The sequence below is a fragment of the uncultured Mailhella sp. genome (genome assembly GCF_963931295.1).
Classification (GTDB): domain Bacteria; phylum Desulfobacterota; class Desulfovibrionia; order Desulfovibrionales; family Desulfovibrionaceae; genus Mailhella.
Map to the genome: position 1 here is coordinate 540,255 of NZ_OZ007001.1, position 22,208 is coordinate 562,462.

General features: G+C 63.5%; 23 protein-coding genes and 1 tRNA gene. 2 read left to right on the forward strand and 22 right to left on the reverse strand.

Annotation, left to right across the window (positions count from 1 at the left end; translation table 11 throughout):
• Positions 1 to 100: 100 nt before the first annotated feature.
• From ABGT79_RS02105 to hemW, 21 genes are all read right to left on the reverse strand, one after another.
• Positions 101 to 538, reverse strand: a complete 438-nt coding sequence (locus ABGT79_RS02105) for a hypothetical protein (RefSeq protein WP_346664793.1) — start codon at positions 536 to 538, stop codon at positions 101 to 103.
• A gap of 8 nt (positions 539 to 546) precedes the next feature.
• Complete coding sequence (locus tag ABGT79_RS02110) at positions 547 to 1,539, reverse strand: major capsid protein (RefSeq protein WP_346664794.1); 993 nt, start codon at positions 1,537 to 1,539, stop codon at positions 547 to 549.
• A 27-nt stretch (positions 1,540 to 1,566) separates the two neighbouring features.
• Positions 1,567 to 2,199, reverse strand: coding sequence for a hypothetical protein (locus tag ABGT79_RS02115; protein ID WP_346664795.1), 633 nt, complete (start codon positions 2,197 to 2,199; stop codon positions 1,567 to 1,569).
• A gap of 5 nt (positions 2,200 to 2,204) precedes the next feature.
• Complete coding sequence (locus ABGT79_RS02120) at positions 2,205 to 2,489, reverse strand: hypothetical protein (protein ID WP_346664796.1); 285 nt, start codon at positions 2,487 to 2,489, stop codon at positions 2,205 to 2,207.
• 2 nt (positions 2,490 to 2,491) lie between these two features.
• A complete protein-coding gene (locus ABGT79_RS02125) occupies positions 2,492 to 4,207 on the reverse strand; it encodes a portal protein (protein ID WP_346664797.1) in 1,716 nt (571 codons plus the stop codon).
• 4 nt (positions 4,208 to 4,211) lie between these two features.
• Positions 4,212 to 4,433, reverse strand: coding sequence for a hypothetical protein (locus ABGT79_RS02130; RefSeq protein WP_346664798.1), 222 nt, complete (start codon positions 4,431 to 4,433; stop codon positions 4,212 to 4,214).
• Between the two features lies 1 nt (position 4,434).
• Positions 4,435 to 4,935, reverse strand: a complete 501-nt coding sequence (locus ABGT79_RS02135; RefSeq protein WP_346664799.1) for a hypothetical protein — start codon at positions 4,933 to 4,935, stop codon at positions 4,435 to 4,437.
• 1 nt (position 4,936) lies between these two features.
• Positions 4,937 to 6,196, reverse strand: a complete 1,260-nt coding sequence (locus ABGT79_RS02140) for a terminase large subunit domain-containing protein (protein ID WP_346664800.1) — start codon at positions 6,194 to 6,196, stop codon at positions 4,937 to 4,939.
• Entirely contained in the window at positions 6,196 to 6,582 is a 387-nt protein-coding gene (locus ABGT79_RS02145) for a terminase small subunit (RefSeq protein WP_346664801.1), read from the reverse strand. The genes ABGT79_RS02140 and ABGT79_RS02145 overlap by 1 nt, the downstream gene beginning before the upstream one ends.
• Before the next feature lies 1 nt (position 6,583).
• The gene (locus ABGT79_RS02150) at positions 6,584 to 7,048 is read right to left on the reverse strand and encodes a hypothetical protein (RefSeq protein WP_346664802.1); all 465 of its coding nucleotides are present in this window, start codon (positions 7,046 to 7,048) and stop codon (positions 6,584 to 6,586) included.
• On the reverse strand, positions 7,045 to 7,437 hold the full coding sequence (locus ABGT79_RS02155) for a 3TM-type holin (RefSeq protein WP_346664803.1): 393 nt from the start codon (positions 7,435 to 7,437) through the stop codon (positions 7,045 to 7,047). Before ABGT79_RS02155 ends, ABGT79_RS02150 begins: the two co-directional genes overlap by 4 nt.
• Positions 7,434 to 7,901 carry a glycoside hydrolase family protein gene (locus ABGT79_RS02160; protein WP_346664804.1) on the reverse strand — a complete coding sequence of 156 codons (468 nt, stop codon included), beginning with the start codon at positions 7,899 to 7,901 and terminating at the stop codon, positions 7,434 to 7,436. Before ABGT79_RS02160 ends, ABGT79_RS02155 begins: the two co-directional genes overlap by 4 nt.
• Positions 7,902 to 8,326: 425 nt before the next feature.
• Positions 8,327 to 8,402: transfer RNA gene (locus tag ABGT79_RS02165), tRNA-Lys, on the reverse strand.
• 100 nt (positions 8,403 to 8,502) lie between these two features.
• Positions 8,503 to 8,892 carry a pancreas/duodenum homeobox protein 1 gene (locus ABGT79_RS02170; protein ID WP_346664805.1) on the reverse strand — a complete coding sequence of 130 codons (390 nt, stop codon included), beginning with the start codon at positions 8,890 to 8,892 and terminating at the stop codon, positions 8,503 to 8,505.
• Between the two features lie 405 nt (positions 8,893 to 9,297).
• Positions 9,298 to 10,086 (reverse strand): phosphate ABC transporter ATP-binding protein, encoded by a 789-nt coding sequence (locus tag ABGT79_RS02175; protein ID WP_346664806.1) that lies wholly within the window; start codon positions 10,084 to 10,086, stop codon positions 9,298 to 9,300.
• A gap of 6 nt (positions 10,087 to 10,092) precedes the next feature.
• On the reverse strand, positions 10,093 to 10,977 hold the full coding sequence (locus ABGT79_RS02180) for an ABC transporter permease subunit (protein ID WP_346664807.1): 885 nt from the start codon (positions 10,975 to 10,977) through the stop codon (positions 10,093 to 10,095).
• A complete protein-coding gene (locus ABGT79_RS02185) occupies positions 10,974 to 11,852 on the reverse strand; it encodes an ABC transporter permease subunit (protein ID WP_346664808.1) in 879 nt (292 codons plus the stop codon). The genes ABGT79_RS02180 and ABGT79_RS02185 overlap by 4 nt, the downstream gene beginning before the upstream one ends.
• A 6-nt stretch (positions 11,853 to 11,858) precedes the next feature.
• Complete coding sequence (locus tag ABGT79_RS02190; protein WP_346664809.1) at positions 11,859 to 12,683, reverse strand: phosphate ABC transporter substrate-binding protein; 825 nt, start codon at positions 12,681 to 12,683, stop codon at positions 11,859 to 11,861.
• Positions 12,684 to 13,374: 691 nt separating this feature from the next.
• A complete protein-coding gene (locus ABGT79_RS02195; protein WP_346664810.1) occupies positions 13,375 to 14,001 on the reverse strand; it encodes an HAD-IIIA family hydrolase in 627 nt (208 codons plus the stop codon).
• 264 nt (positions 14,002 to 14,265) lie between these two features.
• The gene (gene gluQRS, locus ABGT79_RS02200) at positions 14,266 to 15,279 is read right to left on the reverse strand and encodes a tRNA glutamyl-Q(34) synthetase GluQRS (protein ID WP_346664811.1); all 1,014 of its coding nucleotides are present in this window, start codon (positions 15,277 to 15,279) and stop codon (positions 14,266 to 14,268) included.
• On the reverse strand, positions 15,276 to 16,427 hold the full coding sequence (gene hemW, locus ABGT79_RS02205) for a radical SAM family heme chaperone HemW (RefSeq protein ID WP_346664812.1): 1,152 nt from the start codon (positions 16,425 to 16,427) through the stop codon (positions 15,276 to 15,278). Before hemW ends, gluQRS begins: the two co-directional genes overlap by 4 nt.
• A 735-nt stretch (positions 16,428 to 17,162) precedes the next feature.
• Here hemW and ABGT79_RS02210 point away from each other — a divergent pair.
• A complete protein-coding gene (locus ABGT79_RS02210) occupies positions 17,163 to 17,423 on the forward strand; it encodes a hypothetical protein (RefSeq protein WP_346664813.1) in 261 nt (86 codons plus the stop codon).
• 264 nt (positions 17,424 to 17,687) lie between these two features.
• Positions 17,688 to 20,972, forward strand: coding sequence for an autotransporter domain-containing protein (locus ABGT79_RS02215; protein WP_346664814.1), 3,285 nt, complete (start codon positions 17,688 to 17,690; stop codon positions 20,970 to 20,972).
• Between the two features lie 544 nt (positions 20,973 to 21,516).
• Here ABGT79_RS02215 and nadD read toward each other — a convergent pair.
• A complete protein-coding gene (nadD, locus tag ABGT79_RS02220) occupies positions 21,517 to 22,206 on the reverse strand; it encodes a nicotinate (nicotinamide) nucleotide adenylyltransferase (protein WP_346664815.1) in 690 nt (229 codons plus the stop codon).
• Positions 22,207 to 22,208: the final 2 nt, after the last annotated feature.

The following is a 22,208-nucleotide window of genomic DNA, read 5'->3' on the forward strand; positions in this document are numbered from 1 at the left end:
CAAACTCCTTTGCTTCCATTGTGGCACACCGAAGAGCTGCGGCACACAGGGCACAAAAAAGGCGGGGTTTCCCCCGCCTCACGGCTTGCGTTATGCTCTTTTACCCGACGATTCTTCCGGCGTCGATGTACATGCCCGCTTCATAGGGCTGACTTTCTTCGCGCACCACGGCGGCAAAAATTTTGCCCGCGCTGAACGAACCGGACGGCGTGGCCGACATCTTGAGCCACGGCTTTGTCACGCCTGCCGGGAGAAAGCGCCAGCCGATGGTCCTGCCGACTTTGAGGTCGGCAAGGGGCACGGTGACTTCGGAGCCGGGCACATCGTCGTAACTGCCGGATTCGCTGTCGCTCTGCGTCAGCTTGAAGTCGATGGACGTGCCTCCGGCAAAGTCCTCTTCCACCACCATGGCGCAGATGTGGATAGGTTCCGCCCTGCCCGGCTTCAGAAGGGAAGTCAGGCCCACGGCGCTGCCGGTCACCTCACCGGACGTGACGGGAACCGAATCGAAAAAAACGGCATTGGAATCAATGAGCATGGCTCCTCCTAGGAAAGCACGGCTTCGGTGGAAAGGATGGCGTCGCACTGGCGGATGGGGCGGCCGTGCAGATTGGGCACGGCCTTGCTGGCGAAGTATTCGCCATAGACCAGATGCACATTGCCCGCGTCGGTGGCCTGAAGTTCCAGAGCCATGAGCACATCCTGATTGCAGTACCAGACGGCGCGATCGCGCAGGTGCGGAGGCATCATGTTCTTGGCCCTGATGGTCAGGGCCTGAAGATCGATGAAGCCGGATTCCCCCTTGCGAAGCGAGAGCTTTGTGGAGTCCAGATTGCAGATGCGCACCACGGCGCGCCAGTCGCGCAGGGCAAGACCGCACTTCCAGGTGTAGAGATCGCCCACGCACTGGAACTTCTTGCCGTCTTCGTCGAAGGTCATGTACTTGCCGAGATCCTCATTCTTGAGTCCGCCCGTGCTGCCCTTGGGGTAAATGCCGTGCACGGAGCTGCTGCCCCAGCTGATGAGGTACATGGAGGTCTCCTTGCCTTCGGAACTGCCTCCGGCGTCGATCACGTTGGGACTCGTTTTGCTGGGATAGCGCATGGCAAGTCCGTTGAACTCGTCGGGCGTCTTGTTGTGGTTGCCGTAAAAGAGCGTGCCGGCCACCTTCTGACGCATGGCCTCGGCAAAGGCCTTGCCCTCGGAAAGACGAAAGGCCTTTGCCTTGTCGCCGTAGAGCTCGATTTCGGCCACGTCCAGCTCCATGCGGGCTTCCAGCATGCCGCACTCTTCCTTCACCTGGCTCCACTCGCTCTTGCTGGGCGGCGTGCCGTGGTAGAGCCTGCGCCAGTACACGGCGGGAAGGCCCGTGCGGATGCGCGTCAGATGGCCGTCGGTCTGATTCGATTCCATCCACTGGACATCGCTCAGTATGTCGTTGGTCTGGTTCATGAGTTCGATGATGTCGCCCGCAGGCTGGCCTTTGTAGAAGTCTTCCAGCTCGGCCAGCGTGGCGACAAGTCCCTTTTCATACGCCATGACAACGTCTCCTTGTCGGGGTTATGGTTATACCTTCATGTCCGGGTACATGCGCTCTTCCAGAGGGATATCCCGGCTTTTTCCTGTGCCGCTTCGGCCGATGAACTCATGCTCCTTCATGGCTCTGCCCACGCGGGCCATGGCGCGGATGATCATGGGATTGTGCTGGTATCTGGTCTCCCGCAGAAAGGCCCGGAGCTCTCCGTCGGGGTCAACAAGACCGAATCCCCGCACGGCGTCGGCTCTGGTCGCCTTCCAGTTCGCGCCCCCGAATTCCTTGTCCGCCTGTATCTCCCTGTGCCATCCGTCGAGCACCTGCGCTTCCTGCTGCCCCCGCCAGGCCACGTCGTCGGCATACTGCTTCTTGTGCCAGTCGAGCACGGCCTGCGCCTGCTTCTTCGAGAGTCCGGCCTTGAAGCACGTTTCGGAAAAGGAGCGGAGATTTTCCTCCGGCATGGGGAAGTCCTCCGCCGCCTCAAGCACATACTGCTCAGGCGCGGCGTCTTCGGACTTTTGCTTGGCCTGTCCTTCTCCATCAGCCTTGGGCTCAGCAGCCGGTTCATCAGCGATTCCTCCGGCATCTTCCGGCGTCTGCGCTTCCGCCTGCACGCCCTCTTCGGTGATCACTTCGTCGGCAATGCCGCCGTCTCTGTCGTCCATGGTGATTACTCCTTGTTTTCCAGAAGCATAGCAGCGCAGCCCGCTGCGGCACACACTTCAAGAATCTGCAGGCCGAAAGAACGCCTTCCCGCACTCCACACGGCAAGACGCTCATCCCGCGGATACGCCTGCTCAAACACGCCGCATTCGGCCATGATCCAGCGCAGAAAGAACTTTCCGTCGTTCGTTTTTGCAAGGTCGCGCACCACGCCGGAGAGTTTGACGAGTCTTTCCCTGCGCTTTTCATCTCTGTCGCTCTGCTCAGGTACATTGATCCAGTCGTCATTCATGATTACAGACTCCCCAGACCGCCGAGTATGGAGCTCATGAGCGTCTGCCCGTCGGCCCCCGTCGGCGTCTGTCCGAGGTTTTTGGCCGCTGCCGTCACGTCCACGGCCTGCCGTGCCTGCATCACGGCTTCCTGCTGCTGTGCCGCCTGCGCCTCACGCCGGGCGCGCTGCGCCCTCACTGCCGCCGTCTTCACGTCGTCGCGCATGCAGCTTTCCGGCATGCCTATCCTGTCGAGATACGTCTTGCCCATGGCGTCGAAGTCGAGCACGTCCAGAACGTCCGGCTGCACCTGGGCCGCCTGCACCATGAAGGCAAGCCCCTGATCTATGGCGCTCGTGGCCGTCATGCGCTGTGCCTGCGCAAGAACGCTCTCAAACGACACGTCGAGCTCGGCCAGTTCCACGCCTTCGGGGGCAGGAGGCAGAGCGCCCCAGTCGCGCATGAGCTGATAGGTGCGCAGAATGAGCGGCTCAAGAAGCTCCTTGATGAGCCGCTCCACCACAGGACCGATGAGAGACAGCTTTTCCTGCTGCCTGGCCTGAATTTCCGTGGCCGTGATCTGCCGCCTGTCGTCGTCGATGAGCATGCGGAAAAGATCGGTGTACAATCCGTCCTTCACGATCTGTTCCACGTCCCTGATGCCCTGCATGGTGAAGTTCAGGGCCTGCGGCTCCGGCTGATGAATGGGCGTGACGGGCGAGCCGGACTGCGCCATGGTGGCCATGTCCACAAAGTTCAGGGCGTCCGGGTCAAGGCTCACCCCGTATTTCACCACGCTGGAGTCCACCACCATGGGCGGCGCGGCTATCTTGTGCTGCATTCTGCGCAGCGTCGCCGTCATGGCCTGAAGCATGCGGCAGTCGGGCGTCACGTCCATGGCCGGACTTCTGCCGTACACGTCGCCTCCGGAAGCGTCCCAGCGCGGGGCAAAGGCGGGAAACATGTCGTACCCGCCCTCGTCGAGCACCGTCGCCCTGCCGGACTGCGAACCGTCATTCATGAAGTACACGCTGGCATACGGCTTGCCTTCTTTTCCGAGACGCACGGAAGGGTCGAAATCCTTCCGCGGGAACACCGCATGGATGACGTTCCAGCGCGTCGAGCTGCTCTGCCCCGGCTGCGCCGCGCTCTTCACGGCCGCGGGGATGTTGTCGCCGTCGCCCCACCTGTCCACGATCTGCCGCGCCGTCATGAAAAGGCGGCGATAGAAGGTATCCACCTCGCCGCGGCCGTTGATGTCGAGCACGTACTCTCCGGCACGCACGAGGTCGAAGTGAACGCCGTCCTCATCGGCCGTTTCCACCAGAAGCGCCGTGCCGAAGGTGCCGAGGTCGGCATACAGACCATGCAGGACGTTGTAGCAGTTGCTGCGGTAGAGCACCTGACGCATGGCCTCGGTTGCCTCGTCGAGCCATGCCCCCATGCCGGGAACATGCGCCTGATCGGTTCCGGCAAGAGTCAGCCGAAACCACGGCCGCACAGGGCTGGTCATGCCGCCCTGCATTCCCGCGGCAAGCGTGCGCATGGCGAGCACGCCCGCGGAGTTCACCAGCCTGCCGTTGAGCTTCGGCTTTTTGTAGTCGGTCTCGTCCGTATCCGATCTCCACCTCGTGGGCAGAAAAAGCTCCGCAAGAGACGACCATGCCGTATCCCAGCCGCTACGCTCCGTCTTCAGCTCCTCGTACCGGCGCTGCAATTTTCCTACGTCCACAGGCATGGTCCTACCCGCCGAGCGTGGTGTTGCCGAACGCCGTTCCGCTCAGACCGCCGGAGCCGGTTCTGTTCGTCATGATGGAAGCCGTGAGTCCGCGGTTTTTCCGGGCCTTTTCCTTCTGCGCCTGCGCCGCGGCCGTGGCTCCTGCCGAAAGGCTTTTCGTCGCCTGCTTTTCCGGCACTTCTTCCACCTCGGGCATGGAGGCTCCGCCTCCGAAAAGTCCGCCCATGTCACACCTCACTTGCGATTACAGATTCCCGGGTCGCCAGAAGCAGCGCCCCCTCCACAAAACATCCTTTCTTCCCATACCAGCACATTCCAGGGATGCGGCACACCTCGCGAAAGCCCACGCGCGGAGCCATGCGAAGCACATGCCTGTTCTGCACGGGCACGCGGCCTATCATGGACACGCAGTCGAGATGCTCGAAAGCCCACAGGCAGGCCGCCCGGCACATCGCTTCCGCCGCATGAAAAAAGCCGCGAAACGCCACCGTGCCCACTTCCGCGCACTGCGTCACGCCGCAGAATGGGCGCACGGTAAAAACGCCGCCCATCTCGCCGTCCACAAAAACGCCGAGAAGAAGCGTGGCCCCGGCCTGAAGCTCCCGCCACTTGTCGAGCGGGATTTCCTGAAATTCCGGGTACATCGCCCAGAGTATGCGCTCACTCCTCAGCCGCTCGTACACGGCGTCGAGCTCGTCGTCACAAAGCACCCTGCACGTTATTTCCATGTCACCACTCCAGAGGATTCCAGTTGCTTTTTGCGCGCATGGGAGAAGCGCCCTTCTCTTCTTCGCGCAGTCCCATGGCCAGATACCGGAAGGCGTCCGCCCCGTGACTCGTCCAGTCATGCAGAGGCCTTGCGCGGAAGTCCTGCGCCTTCTCGTCCCATTCGCGCTGATACAGCCGCAGGGCTTCCAGCCCCTGCGCGCAGCGCTTCTCGTCGAACCAGCAGCGCGGCAGCAGCAGACGGACCGCGTTGATGCCGTCGTCCACCTTTGTCATGGGCAGCACCCGCCCGCGTATGCCGAGACGCCGCAGCGTTTCCAGACGCGTGGTGCCCGTGCCGAGCTCAGAGGCTCCGGCGTCGTGAGGCAGAAGATGCTCAGCGTACACATAGCCCTTCTCCTGAAGAACCCTGACATAGTGCTCCAGCCCCACGCCGGAAGCCTGATAATAGTCGATGACGTGCACCTCGCGCCCCACCACCTGCGCAAACCAGATGGCCGTGGAATCGGAAAAGCCGAGGTCCCACGCCGTGGTGACGGGGCAGCCCGGCTGATACGGCACGGAGCTTATGCGCCCTTCCCTGCCCAGCTGCTCCATGAGTCTGCCGTAGTACGCGCCCGCCACCGCCGCGGTGAAGGAACATTCGTATTCCTGCTCATACTCCGCTTCGCTCGTTTCGCGCCTCGCCGTGGCAAGGTCCTCGGCGGAAAGTATGCCCGTCTCACTCGCCCGGTACATGAGCGCCGCCCACTCCTCACTGTGCAGCCGCGCGTTTTCCCACACCTTCCAGAGCGCGTTCCTGCCCTTGGGCGTTCCCAGAAAAAGCGCCCGTCCGTGCGTGGCCAGAATCATGGGAAGCACGATTTCCGACCACATCGAATACGGCATCTGCGCCACCTCATCGAACACCACGTCGCACAGATTCAGGCCGCGCAGCGAGTCGGGATTCTCCGCGCCGTACAGGCGGATGCGCGCGCCGTTTTTAAAGTCGACGCGCAGTTCCCCCTCGTTCACCTTCGCTCCGGCGGCCTGCGCAATTTTCTTGAGGTAGTCCCACGCCACGTCCTTGGCCTGCCGGTACGTGGGCGCAATGTACGCGCCCCGGTACGTCTCCCCGGCAAGCGTGGCGTTGCGGCAAAGCCGCGATACCGCAAGCACCGTCTTGCCGAAACGGCGGTGACAGACAAGCACCCCGAAACGCCGGGAATCCAGCGCCTTCAGCGCCTTTTTCTGGAGCGGCCTCAGCTTTATGCGCACCTCCATCACTCGCCCCCGAAGAGAACGACGCGCACATCCTGCTTCACTTCGGCCTGCACCTTGTCGGTGTACAGGCCCGCGGCCTTGCCCCGGCTGACTTCGGCGGTAATGGCGGCGGAAAGCTGTCCCTTTTCCACGGCGAGGTCGCGCAGCCGCCTGAGCGCTTCAAGATGCCCTTGAAGCGTCACCTGCGCATTTTGCGCCGCAGCATGCTGAAGTTCCCGAATTCTGACTGCGACCTTGCCCTTGTTTATCAACGCCGACGATTTTACCCGTATGGCTGCCGGCTTCATTCTTTCAGCATCATAGGCGCGACAGTAGGCTTCCGCAGCGTTTCCGCACGTTACATACTCAATGCAGAACTTTTCCTGCTTTGCCGTCATTTTCTCCATGTCACCTTTTCTCCGCCGCACACTCGTCTTCCCGGAACGGGCACTGCGCCGCGTGCCTCTCCCGCGTTTTCTTGTCCATGGTTCTTCGTATGTCGTTGATGTCGTCGGGATTCATGAGATCCACCACAAAAAGGCCGAGCTTACGCAGAATCCACTGCTTCACCGTTTCCCCGCCTATCCCGGCCAGAATGACGGCCACGGCCACCTGCATTTCCGGCGTCGCGTCGGGAACGGCAAGCGGCAGAAGAAGAACGCAGCCGACGGCAAGGGATGTCGTCAGAACGGCGTTGAGTAAAACCGTGGCGGCCTGCTGTGCGCGGGTCCGCTGCTTGTATCCGCGCCTAAGCTGCCTGACGGCGGAAGCCATGGCCACGCCGCCAGCAAGAAGCACCAGCGGCCAGGTGCCCTTCACCACGCCGATGTATTCCGCCGCATGTTCGGCGCCGTCTCTGCCCAGATCGTTCACCGAGTCTTCCTTGTCTTTTCAAAGGTTCTCAGGCCGGAGAGGCCCAGCATGCCCGCCATGAGCTCCCACAGATTGTCGGATATGAGGGAAGGAAACACCGGCACGCCCGGGTACCAGCCGGAAAGCCAGACCATGACGGGACGCAGCACGAAATCGGAAAAGATGGCCAGCGCGCACACCCAGCCGATGGCCGGCCGCCACCCCGCCACAAAGAGCGATTCGTGGGCGGCCTCGGCCTTGTTCACTTCAAGCTGCGCCATGACCTGCGCCTGCGCGTTGTCCGCCTGCTTGAGCAGCAGTTCCGCCTCGCGCTTTCTGTCCCCGTCGAAGATGTCGAGCGCCGACCCCAGCAGTTCGGCGGCCGCGCCTATCCATCCCACGGCGCTCATGCCCCCTCCTGCCACGCTCCGGACTGCATCTGAGCAGCCAGCTCACAGGCACGACCCTTTACGTCGCTCTTCCACTTCGAATCCAGCATCTCATCGGCTGCGCGGGCGTAGTTCCCGGCCTCCAGGGCTGTCCACATTCGCTTGAACTTCGCAAGCTTCGTCAGTCCCATGTTGAAACACATATTGAGAAGCACTGCCTGCCGCGGCTCGGCAAGCCTTCGCCACCAGGGAAAGGCCCCGTCCAGTTCCTGCCCGCAGCTGCGGACGTCGAGCTCCAGCAGCTTCAGGGCTTCCATCCCGCTTATCCTGTCGCCCTCCTCGCCGACGTTCGGCACGGGATGCTCATCAAGATTGTGCCCGTAACCGATGGTCAGGGCTCCGGCCGGACAGCGGTATGCTTCCAGGCGGAGCCCCTCGTGCCTCTTGAGCTGTTCAAGAAATCTCGGATGATGTTCGATACGCATAAAAAAACGCTCCCTTTTTCAGAGAGCGTAAAAAGAAAAATCCGCGCGGCACAGCGTGCCTCCGTCGCGGCCGAGTCTTTTCCGGGGCGATTCCGGGCCGGGCGGCCCTGCCGTCATGACCTGCGCCGCCGGCACGCAGAAAGACGCATTCCGATGCCCGGCAACCGGGCGTTCCAAAGCCCCAAAGGATTGCACGACGAACTTCCCGCAACTCGCGCCTTCCGGCGGACGCGACGGACGTGACGACGCCGACCGGCTCCCCCCCCTCAGAGGGCACGGAATCGACGCGGCACGACGAATCCGGCATGCGTGCAAGGCACAACAAGGAGACGGGAGAAGCGCTGCCGGGCGCTGCACAGCATGCCCAAAACAGCAGGCAAAAAAAGAAGGGGTCATGCTTTGCCAGCATAACCCCTTGAAATTCATGGTGGGTCGTGCGCGATTCGAACGCGCGACTCTCTGCTTAAAAGGCAGGTACTCTACCTACTGAGTTAACGACCCTTCCGGTCGAAAAGACATAGCGCTATCGAGAGCCGGAGTCAAGAGAAAAAATATGACGCCGCTCTCCGGAAGCGTCCGAACGCGCTCTCAGCGGCAAACGTCAGTCCACGCGGCGCAGGGTCAGCGGAATGACGTGCAGCGCGCGGGAAATTTCGTCGGTGCTGCCGAGATTCCATTCCCAGGAGCCGTCCGGCCAGCCCGCGCGACGAGCCAGTTCCGCGGTCACGCCCTTGATGTTGATGACGGGATGCCGCAGAAACACCGCAGGCAGGCCATGCGTCAGATTGCAGGCAAGGCACGCGTCGCCGCGCTGATGCAGCTCGAACAGAAAATCGAGCTTCCTGTCCGACCCCGAAAGAAGCGACATGCGGATATCGTACGCGCCGTCTTCCGGATCCCCGAACAGCGCCTCGAAAAACTGATCGGTGCGTTCGGGAGGAAAAACCTCGTTCAGGCATTCAGGGGTGAAGATTTCTTCATAGCTCGGCATGGGCCTCTCCTTCAATGTTCAACATGACGCGCCACACGCGCGTTCCCGACATAATAACCTCCCGCCGCGCAAACGGCAAGGATGTTCCGACGGCGGATGCACAGCTCCGACGCGGACGCTGCGCTCCCGCTTCCGCCGGAAAAAAACCATCGCGCCTCAGACGCGAACGCCGCAGACACGCGCAGCCCGGCTCTGCCCCGCAAGCCCGCCAGACAGACAAAAGCCGCGCTTCGGGCCGGGCGCGGTTCGCGTCCGGCGCAGCACCTCTCTCCGATTCCTCCGCCCGGCGGCAAAAGCCGACGGATTTGCGCTCCTCCGCCGCGCCGGGCAAGGAGACTCGGAAAACAAAACGCCGCGCGCACCCCTCGTTCCCGCGGCCCGGCGGCAAAGCGCCGCGGCTCCGCGCTAACCTTCCGACGTCTCGTCGAGCATGGCTTCCAGATCGGCTTCCGAAAGGCCCGCGGGATTCTCCACCACGCGCAGCACGCGCCCCCCTTCCATGACCGCCAGAAACGACGCGAGGCGCAGGCTCTGAGGCAGTCCATGCGACACCATGACGACCGGCAGAGTTTCCGAAAGACCGAGGAGCAGGTCTTCCACATGACGCGCCGAACGCACGTCCAGCGAGGCCGTCGGCTCGTCGAGCAGCAGCATTTCCGGCTCCAGCGCCAGCGCCCGCGCAAGGCACAGCCGCTGCTGCTGCCCCCCGGAAAGGCGTTCCGCGCTCATGTCGAGGCGGCCTTCCACCTCGCTCCAGAGATCGGCGCGCACAAGCGCGCTCCGAACGCGGTCGTCGAGCTCCGAACGCGGGCAGTTCATGGTCACGCTGAGCGGCGCGGCAATGTTGCGGTACACGCTCGCCGGAAACACCTGCGGCGTCTGAAACACCATGCCCACGCGCCGCCGAAGCTCCTGCAGCGGCACGGCGTCCGGCCCGGAGCCGGGAAACGCTTCCACCGCGCCCCCGGCAAGGCGAAGCGTCACCCGCCCCGTGGCGCGGCAGCCCGGCACCTCGTCGTTGAGGCGGTTCACCGCCCGAAGAAGCGTGGTCTTGCCTGATCCGGAACGCCCCACCAGCACCGCTATGCCGCCCTGCGGCACCGACAAATTCACGTCGCAAAGCACGACGCGATCGAAGAACGACACCGAGAGTCCGCCAATTTCCAGCACGGGTTCATGCCGCATCTTGTCCATGAAACGCTACGCCCTCCCCTGCCACGTTCTGCGAAAGCTCCTCTCCAGCCCACGCGCCGCCGCCAGAAGCAGACAGGACACGACAAGCAGAAACGCCGCCGCGCCAAAACCGCGCAGAAGCTCCTGCTGATCCTGATACTGGGAGGAAATGTAATAAATATCGAAAGACAAGGCTTCAAACTTGCCGAAAAGCCCGGAAGGCAGTCCCGCATTGGCCACCACGCCGGTGAAGAGAATGACGGCGGTATCTTCCGCGGCGCGCCCCACCGCGAGCACCACGCCGCCCAGAACGCCGCGCGCCGAAGCCGGAAGAAAAAGATGAAACACCGCCTGCGCATGGGAAAATCCGCTGGCCGCGGCCGCGAGCTTCAGCGACGGCGGCACGGCCGAGAGCGCCTCGCGCGCCGAAGCCGCCAGCACCGGCAGCACCAGCAGCGACAGGCAGCACGCCGCAAGCAGCAGCGAAGTATTGGCCTCGGGCAGCACCGTGCGCCGCAACAGCAGAATGAGCATGAAGCCGAACAGCCCCATCACAATGGACGGCATGCCGGCAAGCACGTCCACGGCCGCGCCGAGCACGCGCTTTTGCCGGGGCGAGGCGAACTCCGCCAGATACACGCCGCATCCCACCCCGGGAAACAGCGCCAGCGCCATGGTGAGCTCCACCAGCCAGAACGTGCCCACGCACGCCGGCCAGAGGCCGTCCCACACGGGCGCGCGACCGAGCACGGCGTCGAGCGGCGGCGTGCTTCCGAACAGAAGTTCCGGCCCGAGCACGGGCAGCGCGCGCCAGAAAAGATATCCCATGAGCGCGAACACCGCGGCCGGAACCGCCACGGACGAGATCAGCGCCAGCGCGCGGAAACAGAGAAACGGAACCGAATGTCTCATGACTTCGCCCCCAGACGCCGGATGCCGAGACTGACCAGCGCATTGACCGCCAGCAGCAGAAGTCCCGCCATGAACAGCGAATCGTAGGCCGCGCCGCCCACCTCGTTGGACGTGACGAGCGCCATGTGCGCCGTGAGCGTGCGCAGGCTGGAAAGCATGGATTCGGGAGCCACGGGCGCGTTGCCCGCCAGCATGAGCGGAAGCATGGTGTCGCCCACGGCCCGGCCGAAGGCCAGCACCGCCGCGGAAAGCAGGGTGGCGCGCGAGGCGGGCAGCACCAGACGCCACATGATTTCCATGCGCGACATGCCGAGCGCCGCGCCGGGCAGGGCCGCTCTCTCCAGCCGTTCGCTAAGCCCGGCCTGGAGCACCAGCACCACCGTGGGCAGAATGAGCACGCTCAGCATGAGCGACGCCGTAAGCCACGAGAACCCGGAGCCGCCGAAGCCCCGCCGGATGGCCGGAGCCAGCAGAAACACCGCGGCAAAGCCGTACACCACGGTGGGCACGGCCGTCATGATGCGCACAAGGCCGCCCACCACGACGCGCCAGCAGCCGGGGCGACCGCCGCGCGGAGGACAGAGCAGCCAGCAGCACAGGCACAGACCCATGAGCCATCCGGGAATCACGGCCGAAAAGCCCACGGCCAGCGATCCCACCGCCATGGGCAGAATGCCGAATTCTCCCTTTCCCGGAGCCCACGACCACGAAAACGGGCCGCCGCCTCCGCCCGAAACAAAGGCGGGCAGGGCGAAGGCGACGACCATGAGAAACAGCAGCGCCATGGCCGTTGCGGCCAGCGCCACGGAAATGCGCAGGAGCACCAGGCCCGCATCCCGGTTCCCCCGGCTGCGGCAAGACGCGGCGTTTCTCATGACGGCCTACTTCCTGTCCAGCGGAATGTAGCCGGAGGAGCTGATGAAGCCCTTGCCGTCTTCGGAATAGATGTAGTCGATGAACAGCGCGGTGAGGCCCTGCGGCTTGCCCTTGGTGTTCATGTACAGAAGACGGGTGATCTTGTAGGCGCCGTTCGCAGCGTTTTCCTGCGAGGGAACCATGCCGTCCACCGTGACGCCGCGGATGGAGGAATCCAGATGCCCGATGCCCACATAGCCGATGGCGTTGGGATCCTGAGCAATGGCGGTCTTCATGGCGCCGTTGGAATTCACCACGTTCGCGCTCTGCACGGACGTGCCCTTGTCGAGGGCGCGTTCTTCAAAGGTTTCGCGGGTGCCGCTGCCGTCTTCGCGCACGTAGAGCGAAATGGGAGCGTCCTTGCCGCCGAGTTCCTTCCAGTTGGTGATCTTGCCGGCAAACACGTCCTTGACCTGCGCCTTGGTCAGCGAGGTCACGGCATTGGCCGGATTCACGGCCACGGCCACGCCGTCGATGGCAAAGGGGAAGGTTTCCAGACCATACTTGGTCACTTCGCTTTCCTTGAGGGCGCGACCGGTGTTGCCGATCTGCACGAGCCCCTCGCCCACCTTCTGCACGCCCACGCCGGAACCGCCGCCAGCCACAGTGATGCGGATGTTGCCGTTGGCGCTCATGATGGCCTGCGCGGCCTTCTTCATCACCGGAATGTGCGCCGTGCCGCCGGCGATATCAAGCGTGCCCTTCTGGCCCTTGAAGGAATCCAGAGGAGCGGCCACGGCCAGAGACGCGCTGAGCAGCACCAGCGCGAACGCGGAAAGAATACGATTCATGCTCACCTCACGCAGGAGGCGGCACCTTTCGGGAACAGTGAAGCATCGCAGAGATCGGCGCAGAACGCCACTACGAAAAACCGGCAAGACACACCTTGTCTCTGCGTATGAATGCGTCAGGTGTTCCTGAAAAACATGCCGGCCTCTCGTTGAAAAAAATGACAAACGGCGCGACCTTCGCGCCCTTACCTTGATTTTTTGCCTCACCGGAGGGGGAAAGTCAAGCCGCGCGCCAAGTTGCGTTTTCCGGCGCTCTCCCTGCCGAAAGCGTCTCTTGCAGAAGATGGTTGCCGCCTTCCACGGGAGCCGCGCAAACGACGGCGCGGCCCGCCCTCGGATCATCCCGCAGGCATTGCCTGCGGAGCATCAACGACAGACAGCCCGAGACAGGTTTCCGCACGCAGAACAAGGCAACAGCGCCGCGCGGCAGGCAAAAAAAGAGTCCCCGTGTCCGCCGTCATCCCCCCCCCAAAAAAAACGCCCGCAGAGAACAAACGCGGGGAACGAACACTCCCCCGGCAAACGCAAAGCCCCCGGACAACGCGCCGCGCAAGCACCGCAAGACCGAGCGGCCGGAGTTCCCGCTCCGTTCATCACGCCCTCGGCGCGCGGGCAGATACTCCGGCACAGCCGCAGGCGCGGCACAAACAACGCGCCCCCCCCTCTTTGCCTGTGCAACGGCGCGGCAGCGTCACGCTTCCGGCAGGGAGAGCGCCAGCAGGCCGTCCACCGCGGCGCGCACGTCCGGCGCGGCAAAAAGACGCGTTCCGGCGCGCCGGGCTCCGGGCAGTTCGGCCTCAACGGGCACAAATCCCCGCTGCACTATCCCGTCGACATCCAGCCCGAGCTTCCGCGCGCTCGCCTCGCCCTTGCCGGTGAGCACCAGCACGGCCGCGGCCAGTCCGGCATTCGCGCCGAAAAGAAGATCCTCCACCTTGTCGCCCACCATGGCGCAGCGCCCCTCGTCCAGACCGCGCGCCGCCTTCAGGCTCTCCCACATGCCGACATCCGGCTTGCGGCACGAACACGACTGCTCCGGCGCATGCGGACAAAAGCGTTCGTCGTCCAGACAGGCTCCGAACGGCGCAAGCAGCTCCCCGAGACGCTTCTCGCACGCGTGCCAGCCCGATTCCGGGAAATATCCGCGCCCGATGCCGGACTGATTGCTTATCACCACCGTTTTCACTCCCCGCAGGCGCAGTCTTCCCAGAGCCTCGCCCGTGCCGGGTATGAGCTCCACGCCCGCAGGATCCCCAAGATAATGCTTGTCCACAATGAGCGTTCCGTCGCGATCAAAAAGCACTGCCGACCATTCCATCCGGTCTTTCCCTCCAATATTCCAACATCCATGTTTCCCCTCTGCCTCAGAGCTACCCCACCCATCGCCCTCCCCGTCATTTCTCCCCCCCCCGCCGAACAGCAACGCCCCCGGCGGAATCAGAGCCTGTGCGCCGTGAAAGCGGGAATCCCCGCCGAACGGCGAAGCCGGAGGCGGAATCAGGGGGGCCGGGGGGAATTATTTCCCCCGGCGGGGTCCGGGGCGGCGCCCCGGTGCTCCGGGCTGCCCCCCTTCCTCTCCATCCTATTTCCAGCGCTGCGGGGCGCTCCCGGGGACGGCGATGGGGCCGCGGGGCAGGCTGCGCCAGGGGAAGGGGCCTTCGTGCATGATTCTGTCGGCAAGGCGTTTCGGAGACGTGGGGGCGCTTGTTTCCTGGAGTCCGGCGATGCGGGCGAACTCGCCCACGATGGCCTGCGGGCTGCATCCCTGTTCGCGCAGGGCGGCGAGGCTCAGGCTGGCGTGGCGCTTGGCAAGGCGTTCTCCCTGCTCGTCGCAGAGCAGCGGAATATGCGCAAAGGCCGGAGGCGTGCCCCCGAGCAGGCGATAGAGCAGAAGCTGACGCGGCGTGGAAAGCAGAATATCTTCTCCGCGCACCACCTGCGTGACGCCCATGCGCATGTCGTCCACCACCACGGCAAGCTGATAGGCCCACACCCCGTCGGAGCGGCGCAGGGCAAAGTCGCCGCCGCAGCTTTTCAGCGAAATTTCCTGACGGCCGAGCACGAGATCGTCAAACACTTCCACGTCGTCGTCCGGGCAGAGCAGGCGCAGCGACGGACGCCTGCCTTCGGCTTCCTTTCCGGCGCGCTCCTCCGCCGTGAGGTGACGGCAGGTTCCGGGATAGGCCGCGCCCGCATCGCCGAGACCGTCGGACGCCCCGTGCGGCGCGCCCGCCAGAACCCGCAGTTCCTTGCGCGTGCAGTAGCACGGATACACCAGTCCATGTTCCCTCAGCCTGTCCACCGCACTGTCGTACAGGCCGCGGCACAGACTCTGATGATACGGCCCGTGCGGCCCGTGATTGGGCCCTTCATCCCAGTCCAGACCGAGCCAGGTCAGATCGCGTTCGATGGCGTCCATCCACGACTGGCGGGAACGTTCGGGGTCAATGTCCTCGTGGCGCAGTATCACGCGGCCGCCCGACGTGCGCGCTCCCATCCACGCCAGAAAAAACGACCACGCGTTGCCCAAATGCAAAAGACCCGTGGGACTCGGCGCAAAACGCCCCACCACGCCCCCAGAACCTGCGTCGTTCATGCCTTCCCCTCCGGTTTCGGCGGAATGTGCTCAAAGCACTGTTCAATCACGGCGTTGGATACCAGCATCCCGCGCCGGGTAAGAAAAAATCGTCCGTCCGCAAGCACGGCCATGTTCCGCCGCTCCAGCTCCTCAATCAGCGCCCGGTTGTCCGCAACAAAATCCCGGCCCGTCAGACGCGCGTACTCCGAAAGCGTGAGCCCCGCCGACGTGCGCAGACGCAGCATCACCAGTTCTTCCGCGCGCTCGGCAAAGCTCAGGCGCTCCGTCTCTCCGGCGTCGCGCCCCTCCCGCACCGCCGCAAGCCACGTTTTGAAATCCGCAGGCTCGCTGATGCGGCATCCGTCAAGAAAGCTCACCGCCGCAGGCCCCAGACCGAGATATTCCTCCCCGCGCCAGTAGCCCATGTTGTGACGGCATTCCCGCCCCGGACGCGCATAGTTGGATATCTCGTACTGCCCGTAGCCCGCCGCTTCCAGAAGCGCGCCCCCTTCCTCGTACATGGCGGCCGCCTCTTCCTCGCCGGGCAGACGCAGCGAAGCGCGCTCACGAAACATGGGCGTGCCCTCCTCCAGCGTGAGCCCGTAGCAGGAAAGATGCTCCGGCGACAGCCCCGCCGCTTCGCGAAGCTGCGCCTTCCAGCCTTCCAGCGTTTCGCCCGGAAGAGCCCAGATGAAATCAAGCCCCACATTGTCGAACTTTGCGCGACGCAGCGCCTCAAACGCCCGGAGCGCTCCGGCCCGGTCGTGAACGCGGCCTATGGCCGCAAGCAGCGCGTCGTCAAGAGCCTGCACGCCCAGCGACACCCGATTCACCCCCGCCGCGCGAAAGCCCGCCGCGCGGGACGCGTCCACGGAGTCGGGGTTGGCCTCCATGCTGATTTCCGCATCGCCGTCCAGAGAAAAACAGTCCGCAGCCGCGTCCAGAATGCGGCCCAGCACCGGGGGCGGGATCAGGCTCGGCGTGCCGCCGCCGAAAAACACCGTGCTCACGCGCGGACGGCCAAGAGCCGCCGCCCGGCGGCGCATGTCCGCCACCAGAGCGCGGGCCCACAGCGACAGCCCTTCGCCCGAGCCCACCGGCTCGGAATAAAATGCGCAGTAACGACATTTGCGGCGACAAAACGGAACATGAATATAGAGCAACATCTTTTCAGAATGAAAAAATCCCGTCACCCCGTCAAGCCCCGGGGCCGCCGCGAGAAACGGAGGGAAGGAAAGCAGGAACGCGGGGCGAAACTGCGGGGACAGGCCGGAAGCGATGCCGGGCGGGATGAGGCAAAACACGGAGGGTTGAGGGCGCGCAGGGAGCAAGAGAAAACGACGGAGGGCGACAGACAAGCGCGGCCCTGCGGGAAAAGCGACGGGGACGCAACGGGGCGAGAAGCGCGAAGCGAAGATGCGAGAGCGCGACGGCGGAATCTGCGGGCGAATCACGGATGGCGGGAGCGACGCCGGTGCAGGACATGGGCCGGAGTACGGAGGAGATCAGGAAGGAAGCGGCGCGGGGAAGGCACCCCAGACAGGAGGGAAGACAGGGCACAGGGCCTGCGGCGGACAGGCCTCGGCGCAACACACCGCACGGGGGGAAGGCCCCCTGCCGGACGTTCCGCAAGGCGCAGCAAAAAAGCGACACGGAGATGCCCGGAGCGGACGGGAGAAAAAGACGAAAACGACGCCGGACAGAGGACAAAGAAAAAAAAGACGGCCCGGCGATGCCGGAGGAGCCTTGTCGAGGACCGGCCGGGGCCAGGAAACAACGCGAGCGACGCCCGCCTTCTCGCTCTCAGGTACGCGCGTTCCACAAGAACAGGCTGCGCCCCGTTCACCCCGGCGGAGCCTGTGAACGCAAAACGGGGAAAGATTGCCCGGAGGAATAGGAATGTGAGCAGAGAGCAAGGAAAAACGACACCAGGACGCCGCGGACAAGGCTCCATGTTCCCCGACGAAGCTCCCCGAAGTCTGCCGCTCGATGCAGAAAAAATCCGCTCCTTATGCATAACATTTTTCTATCTGTCAAACGAAATCTTTACCATGTCTGAAAAAATATTTTATCGAGCATTCAATACAAAAAAAATGTCGCTTCAAAAAAAAATTTTTTGCCATAAAAAAAGTTTATCACTGCATCATCATGTTTACCTGTAAAACTTTATCCCACATTGTTTCTTTCTATTTTTTAACGATAAATAAAATTTTCTTGCAAAGTGCAACACCTAATTTTTTTTTTGCTGGCGTTAACCATAACTCTATGCTATCCGCTATCTTCCCAAACCCGAACTTCTATCGTCACACCTGTGCCGAACCCGTTTGTACTCGAAAAATACTCCGGAAACATCCCTCGCCCGGGTTCGGAAAAGCATCGGCGAGCGACGCAACTTCCGAGGAAAACAGCATGGAGGCCTCTTCATCATGACGACCAAAGGCGCTCTCGGCAATCTCATCAACCGCTACGCCGCGGTGCTGAAGAAATGCCGCATCATCAACACGTTCGGCTCCCTCGCCGCGGCTGCCCTGCTCCTTGCAAGCATCGCCGCTCCGGCCATGGCCGTGGAAAACATGTTCGACGACTTCATCCCCGCCGATCCCGACTTCGTGGTCAGCAGCGGCGCCGACGTCGGCCCGCCCAAAACCACCCACAACCTCGCCGAAGATCAGACCGGCATTTCCTGGGGCGTGGCTTCCGGCGCCGACACTCCCGCCGTCGTCTATGCCGACGCAAACAATCCCAACGCCGAAAATCACGGCTACGTCTGGGTGAAATCCTCCGAAAACGGCGGCTACGCCGAAGGCATGGGCGGCAAAACCGGCACCAGCTTCACCCTCACCAACTACGGCAGCATCTTTGTGGACGGCACATCCGCCTCCGCCACCAAGGGCATGGGCGTCAATCCCGACGGCAAGGCCGTCAACGAGGGCCTCATCGCCGTGCGCAAGGGCAGCGCCATGACCGACAATTCCGGTTCCGCCAGCAAAACCCTTGTGAACAAAAACGTTATCTCCGTGGAAGACGCCGGCGGCGTGGGCATCTTCTACCGCAAGGAAAACATCACCTCCGGCGAAGTCACCAACCTCGGCGACATCCACGCCCGCAACGGCGGCGTCGGCGTCGCCATCACCAGCGACAAGAACGAAGAAGCCTACCACAACAAGTTCTTCACCAACTCCGGCCGCATCATGGCCGACGAAAACAGCGTCGCCATCCTCGTTTACGACACCGACAACGCCACCGTCAGCCTCGAAGGCAACAGCCGCGTGGACGGCCTCATCAGCCTCCAGGGCAAGAACAACAATCTCATGATCGACGGCGTGGGCTCCAAAAGCGCGGAAAATCTCTACGTCAAGGGATCCTTCGGGGGCGAAATCAGCAATCACAGCAACATCAACTTCACCGACAATTCCCAAATTTCCCTGGACGACTCCCTCACCATCGACAACACTTCCGGCGTCACCCTCGTCAATACCAGCCTCGTCCGGGGCCAGAACTCGCCCGAGTCCGCCCTCTTCCTCGTCAACGATGAAAAAACCGCCGTCAACGGCGGCATGAGCACCCGCGGCACCGCGTCCGTCGAACGCATGGAAAGCAGAGACGGCCGCGTTTCCCTCAAGGGCGCCGTCGTCGGCGACAACGCCTTCGTCGCCCAAAACGAAGGGCAGCCCGTCGGCGTCGTTTCCGCCTCCCTCGCGGACGGCCGTTCCCTCGACATCGACCGCTCCCTCTTTTCCGGCAACTCGCTCAAAGCTTCCGCCGGAGTCTCCTCCCTCGGCGGCGCGGTCGTTTCCGTGTCCGGCTCCGAAAAAAGCCGCGTGTCCATCGCCAATTCCGACTTCATCGGCAACTCCGTCAGCGCCTCCGAAGGCCGCGGCGGCGCCATCTTCAACAACGGCACCGCCCTGTCCATCACCGACAGCTCCTTTAAAAACAACCACGCCTCCTCCAAAGGCGGCGCGATCTTCAACAGCAAGGGCGGCAGTCTCACCTTCAACGGCGTGAACGCCTTCTCCGGAAACACCGCCTCCACCGCCTACAACGACATCCACAACGAAGGCTCCCTCACCGTGGCCGGCGGCGTCACCAAACTCGCCGGAGGATACACCCAGCAGGGCGCGCAGTCCTCGCTCCGCGTGGCAAGCGGCGCGTCCCTCATCATAGGCATGCCCGACGCCGGCGGCGTGGAACCCGCTTCCGGCGAAGCCCTGCTCGCCCTCGGTCGTCCCCTCGATCTCGGCGGCGGCAGCCTCCACGTCGGCGATTCCCCCGCGCGCAGCGCCTCCAACGTCACCTTCGGCAAGAACTCCCTGCTCGTGGTCGACGGTCTCGCCGCCAAGTCCGGCCCCGTGCTCTCCGGTTCCGGCTCCATCGCCGTGGACGAAGGCTCCAAACTCTACATCGCCAACGCCCGCTCCGGTGAATCCTACACCGTGACCTCTGGCCTCGCTTCCGATTCCGGCGACTACTGGAAAAGCGCCAATCTCCTCGCCGGTCGTCTCATCGAGGCCGAAATCTCCACCGAAGGCGGCGTGGTCAAGGTTCACACCCAGGCCCAGGACGCCGGCCGCACCCTGCCCGGCGTGATTCCCGTCAACGCCCTCAACGCCATGATGAACGGCGGCCTCAACAACACCGACGCCGAATCCATGGGCATCCGCTTCCTGAGCCGCGCCATGGACAACGCCCAGTTCATCGCCGACGATCACACCGCCACCGCGCTCGTCAACGAAACCTCCCGCGCCGCCGTCACCGCGGGCGTGCAGAACACCGCCCTGCGCGTTGCCGACGCCGGCGTCGATCAGCTCACGCATCATCTGTCGCTGAGCTTCTTCGGCCAGGAAAACAACATCCACAAGGACGGCGTGGACGTCTGGGCCACTCCCATGTACGGCAACACCTACACCCGCGGCATGAGCGCTTCCGGCGCTTCCGTGCGCGGCAACTACGGCGGCCTCATTCTGGGCGCAGACACCGAAATCGGCGAAATTCTCGGCGGCAAGGTGCGCGCAGGCGCGGCCGTCAACGGCGGCGGAGGCAAGTCCGAAAGCGGCGGTACGGCAAGTTCCGTGAGCAATTCCTACAACTTCGGCGGCTTCAACCTCTACGCCGGATGGAGACTCGGCGACTTCAACCTCATCTCCAGCGTGGGCTACTCCATCGGCACTCACGACGTGAGTCTGAACATGCCCGCCTCCATGGGCATGAGACAGGCCCGGGCCGACGTGGACACCACCGCCTTCGTCGCCGACATGCGCGCCGAATACCAGATAAAAACCCCCGTCGCCGACTTCGTGCCTCACGCCGGCGTGCGCTACACCTCCCTCAACACCGACAGCCACACGCTGAAGGTCAACGACTCCCCCCTGAACTCCGTGGATTCCGACACGAAGAACATCGTGCAGTTCCCCGTGGGCGTCACCGTGTCCAGGGATATCGACGTCTCCGGATGGAACATAAAGCCCCTCGCCGACGTCTCCGTGATTCCCGCCGCCGGCGACAAGAAAAGCACCACCAAGGTGTCCTATGCGGGCATCGGCGCGCTCGACAGCGTGAACACCCGCATCATGGATTCCACGAGCTTTGCAGGCACCCTCGGCGTGCAGGCCGAAAAGGGCAATCTCGCCCTCGGCCTCAACTACGGCGTTCAGACCTCCCGCCACGAAACCGATCAGAACGTGAGCCTCGGCATCAGCTGGAAGTTCTAGCCCCTCAACGTCGAACCGCGCCCGGCAAACGCTGACCCCTTATTCAGCAGGAACCGGACACGGTTCGACAGGCGCTGAGCCGCATTCGGCAAATCGCCTTCGTTCGGCAAAGCCTGAACGGCAAACGCCGAACCGCGTTCGGCAAAAGAAGACCGGGGAACTCTCCCCGGTCTTCTTCTTTTAATCCGACGTATTCCGTCCGAAACTTTTCATCCGGAGACACTCTCCGGCTCTGTCCTCTGACGCTTTCCTCCGACGCTTCCCCATCCGGTACGAGCCTGCACGCCTGCGCGAAAACGCCCGACTCTCCTGGCCTTTCCGTCATGCTCCGGCAGACAGTCCTACGCTCTCCAGACCTTTCCGCGCAAGATCTCCCCTGTTTTCCACAAACAAGAGCCATCAGCGCACCTGACCAGGCAACGCCATCGCCCTCCCCCATCCGCGGACGGGCGCGACAGCGCACGTCCGCAAACATGGGGGCGCGGGGGAGATTATCTCCCCCGCTGCCTTTCCTGCCTTTTCTGCCTTTCCTGCCTTTCCTCTCTCACCGCACGCGGGCGGTGGCCCAGCAGGCGGAGACTTCGGCGGCGCGGGCGTTGAGGGCGCGAAGTTCGGCTTCGGGGAGGAGACCGGCGAGGCTGCGACCGGCGCGCCAGCGGGCGCGGATGAAGGTTGAGCTGATATCGAGTCTGGGCACGGGGAGGAAGGTGCAGCATCCGCCGCCCGTGAGGGGCACGGTTTCGCGTCCCAGGGGCACGTCGCTGTCGTCGGGGAGGCTGCCGGGCCAGAAGGTTCGGATGCTTTCATGGAACACGCTTCCGTCGTCGCCGTTGCGCGGCACCATGACAAGGTGCGCGAAGTGCGGAAGTTCCAGGCCGTGCTTCCAGGTGTCGAGCGCGGCGAAGGATTCCGCCCCCATCATGAAATAGGGCAGCTCTTCGCCTTCGTGGCGTCGGCCCCATTCGCGGAGCGTGCGCCAGGTGTATGAAGGGCCGTCGAGTTCGCCTTCCAGGGTTTCCACGCCGAGGAACGGAATGCCGCGAACCGCGGCGCGCAGCAGTTCCACCCGAATGTCAAAGGGCAGCAGTCCGGCGCTTTCCTTGTGCGGAGGCGTGGCGCAGGGCATGAGCAGCACGCGCTCAAGGCCCAGCGCTTCCGCCACTTCTATGGCGTGGCGCACATGTCCGTTGTGAACAGGGTTGAACGTGCCGCCGAGTATGCCCGTAGCGCCCATGA

Excerpts from the sequence above, each read along its gene's own strand:
- ABGT79_RS02175 (WP_346664806.1), bottom strand. The coding sequence starts at position 10,086 with ATGGACAAGATGCGGCATGAACCCGTGCTGGAAATTGGCGGACTCTCG.
- ABGT79_RS02195 (WP_346664810.1), bottom strand. The coding sequence starts at position 14,001 with ATGGAATGGTCGGCAGTGCTTTTTGATCGCGACGGAACGCTCATTGTG.
- gluQRS (WP_346664811.1), bottom strand. The coding sequence starts at position 15,279 with ATGAACGACGCAGGTTCTGGGGGCGTGGTGGGGCGTTTTGCGCCGAGT.
- ABGT79_RS02115 (WP_346664795.1), bottom strand. The coding sequence starts at position 2,199 with ATGGACGACAGAGACGGCGGCATTGCCGACGAAGTGATCACCGAAGAG.
- ABGT79_RS02185 (WP_346664808.1), bottom strand. The coding sequence starts at position 11,852 with ATGAGAAACGCCGCGTCTTGCCGCAGCCGGGGGAACCGGGATGCGGGC.
- ABGT79_RS02140 (WP_346664800.1), bottom strand. The coding sequence starts at position 6,196 with ATGGAGGTGCGCATAAAGCTGAGGCCGCTCCAGAAAAAGGCGCTGAAG.
- ABGT79_RS02215 (WP_346664814.1), top strand. The coding sequence starts at position 17,688 with ATGACGACCAAAGGCGCTCTCGGCAATCTCATCAACCGCTACGCCGCG.
- ABGT79_RS02110 (WP_346664794.1), bottom strand. The coding sequence starts at position 1,539 with ATGGCGTATGAAAAGGGACTTGTCGCCACGCTGGCCGAGCTGGAAGAC.
- ABGT79_RS02145 (WP_346664801.1), bottom strand. The coding sequence starts at position 6,582 with ATGGAGAAAATGACGGCAAAGCAGGAAAAGTTCTGCATTGAGTATGTA.
- nadD (WP_346664815.1), bottom strand. The coding sequence starts at position 22,206 with ATGGGCGCTACGGGCATACTCGGCGGCACGTTCAACCCTGTTCACAAC.
- hemW (WP_346664812.1), bottom strand. The coding sequence starts at position 16,427 with ATGTTGCTCTATATTCATGTTCCGTTTTGTCGCCGCAAATGTCGTTAC.
- ABGT79_RS02190 (WP_346664809.1), bottom strand. The coding sequence starts at position 12,683 with ATGAATCGTATTCTTTCCGCGTTCGCGCTGGTGCTGCTCAGCGCGTCT.
- ABGT79_RS02160 (WP_346664804.1), bottom strand. The coding sequence starts at position 7,901 with ATGCGTATCGAACATCATCCGAGATTTCTTGAACAGCTCAAGAGGCAC.
- ABGT79_RS02135 (WP_346664799.1), bottom strand. The coding sequence starts at position 4,935 with ATGGAAATAACGTGCAGGGTGCTTTGTGACGACGAGCTCGACGCCGTG.
- ABGT79_RS02180 (WP_346664807.1), bottom strand. The coding sequence starts at position 10,977 with ATGAGACATTCGGTTCCGTTTCTCTGTTTCCGCGCGCTGGCGCTGATC.
- ABGT79_RS02170 (WP_346664805.1), bottom strand. The coding sequence starts at position 8,892 with ATGCCGAGCTATGAAGAAATCTTCACCCCTGAATGCCTGAACGAGGTT.
- ABGT79_RS02120 (WP_346664796.1), bottom strand. The coding sequence starts at position 2,489 with ATGAATGACGACTGGATCAATGTACCTGAGCAGAGCGACAGAGATGAA.
- ABGT79_RS02130 (WP_346664798.1), bottom strand. The coding sequence starts at position 4,433 with ATGGGCGGACTTTTCGGAGGCGGAGCCTCCATGCCCGAGGTGGAAGAA.
- ABGT79_RS02125 (WP_346664797.1), bottom strand. The coding sequence starts at position 4,207 with ATGCCTGTGGACGTAGGAAAATTGCAGCGCCGGTACGAGGAGCTGAAG.
- ABGT79_RS02155 (WP_346664803.1), bottom strand. The coding sequence starts at position 7,437 with ATGAGCGCCGTGGGATGGATAGGCGCGGCCGCCGAACTGCTGGGGTCG.
- ABGT79_RS02105 (WP_346664793.1), bottom strand. The coding sequence starts at position 538 with ATGCTCATTGATTCCAATGCCGTTTTTTTCGATTCGGTTCCCGTCACG.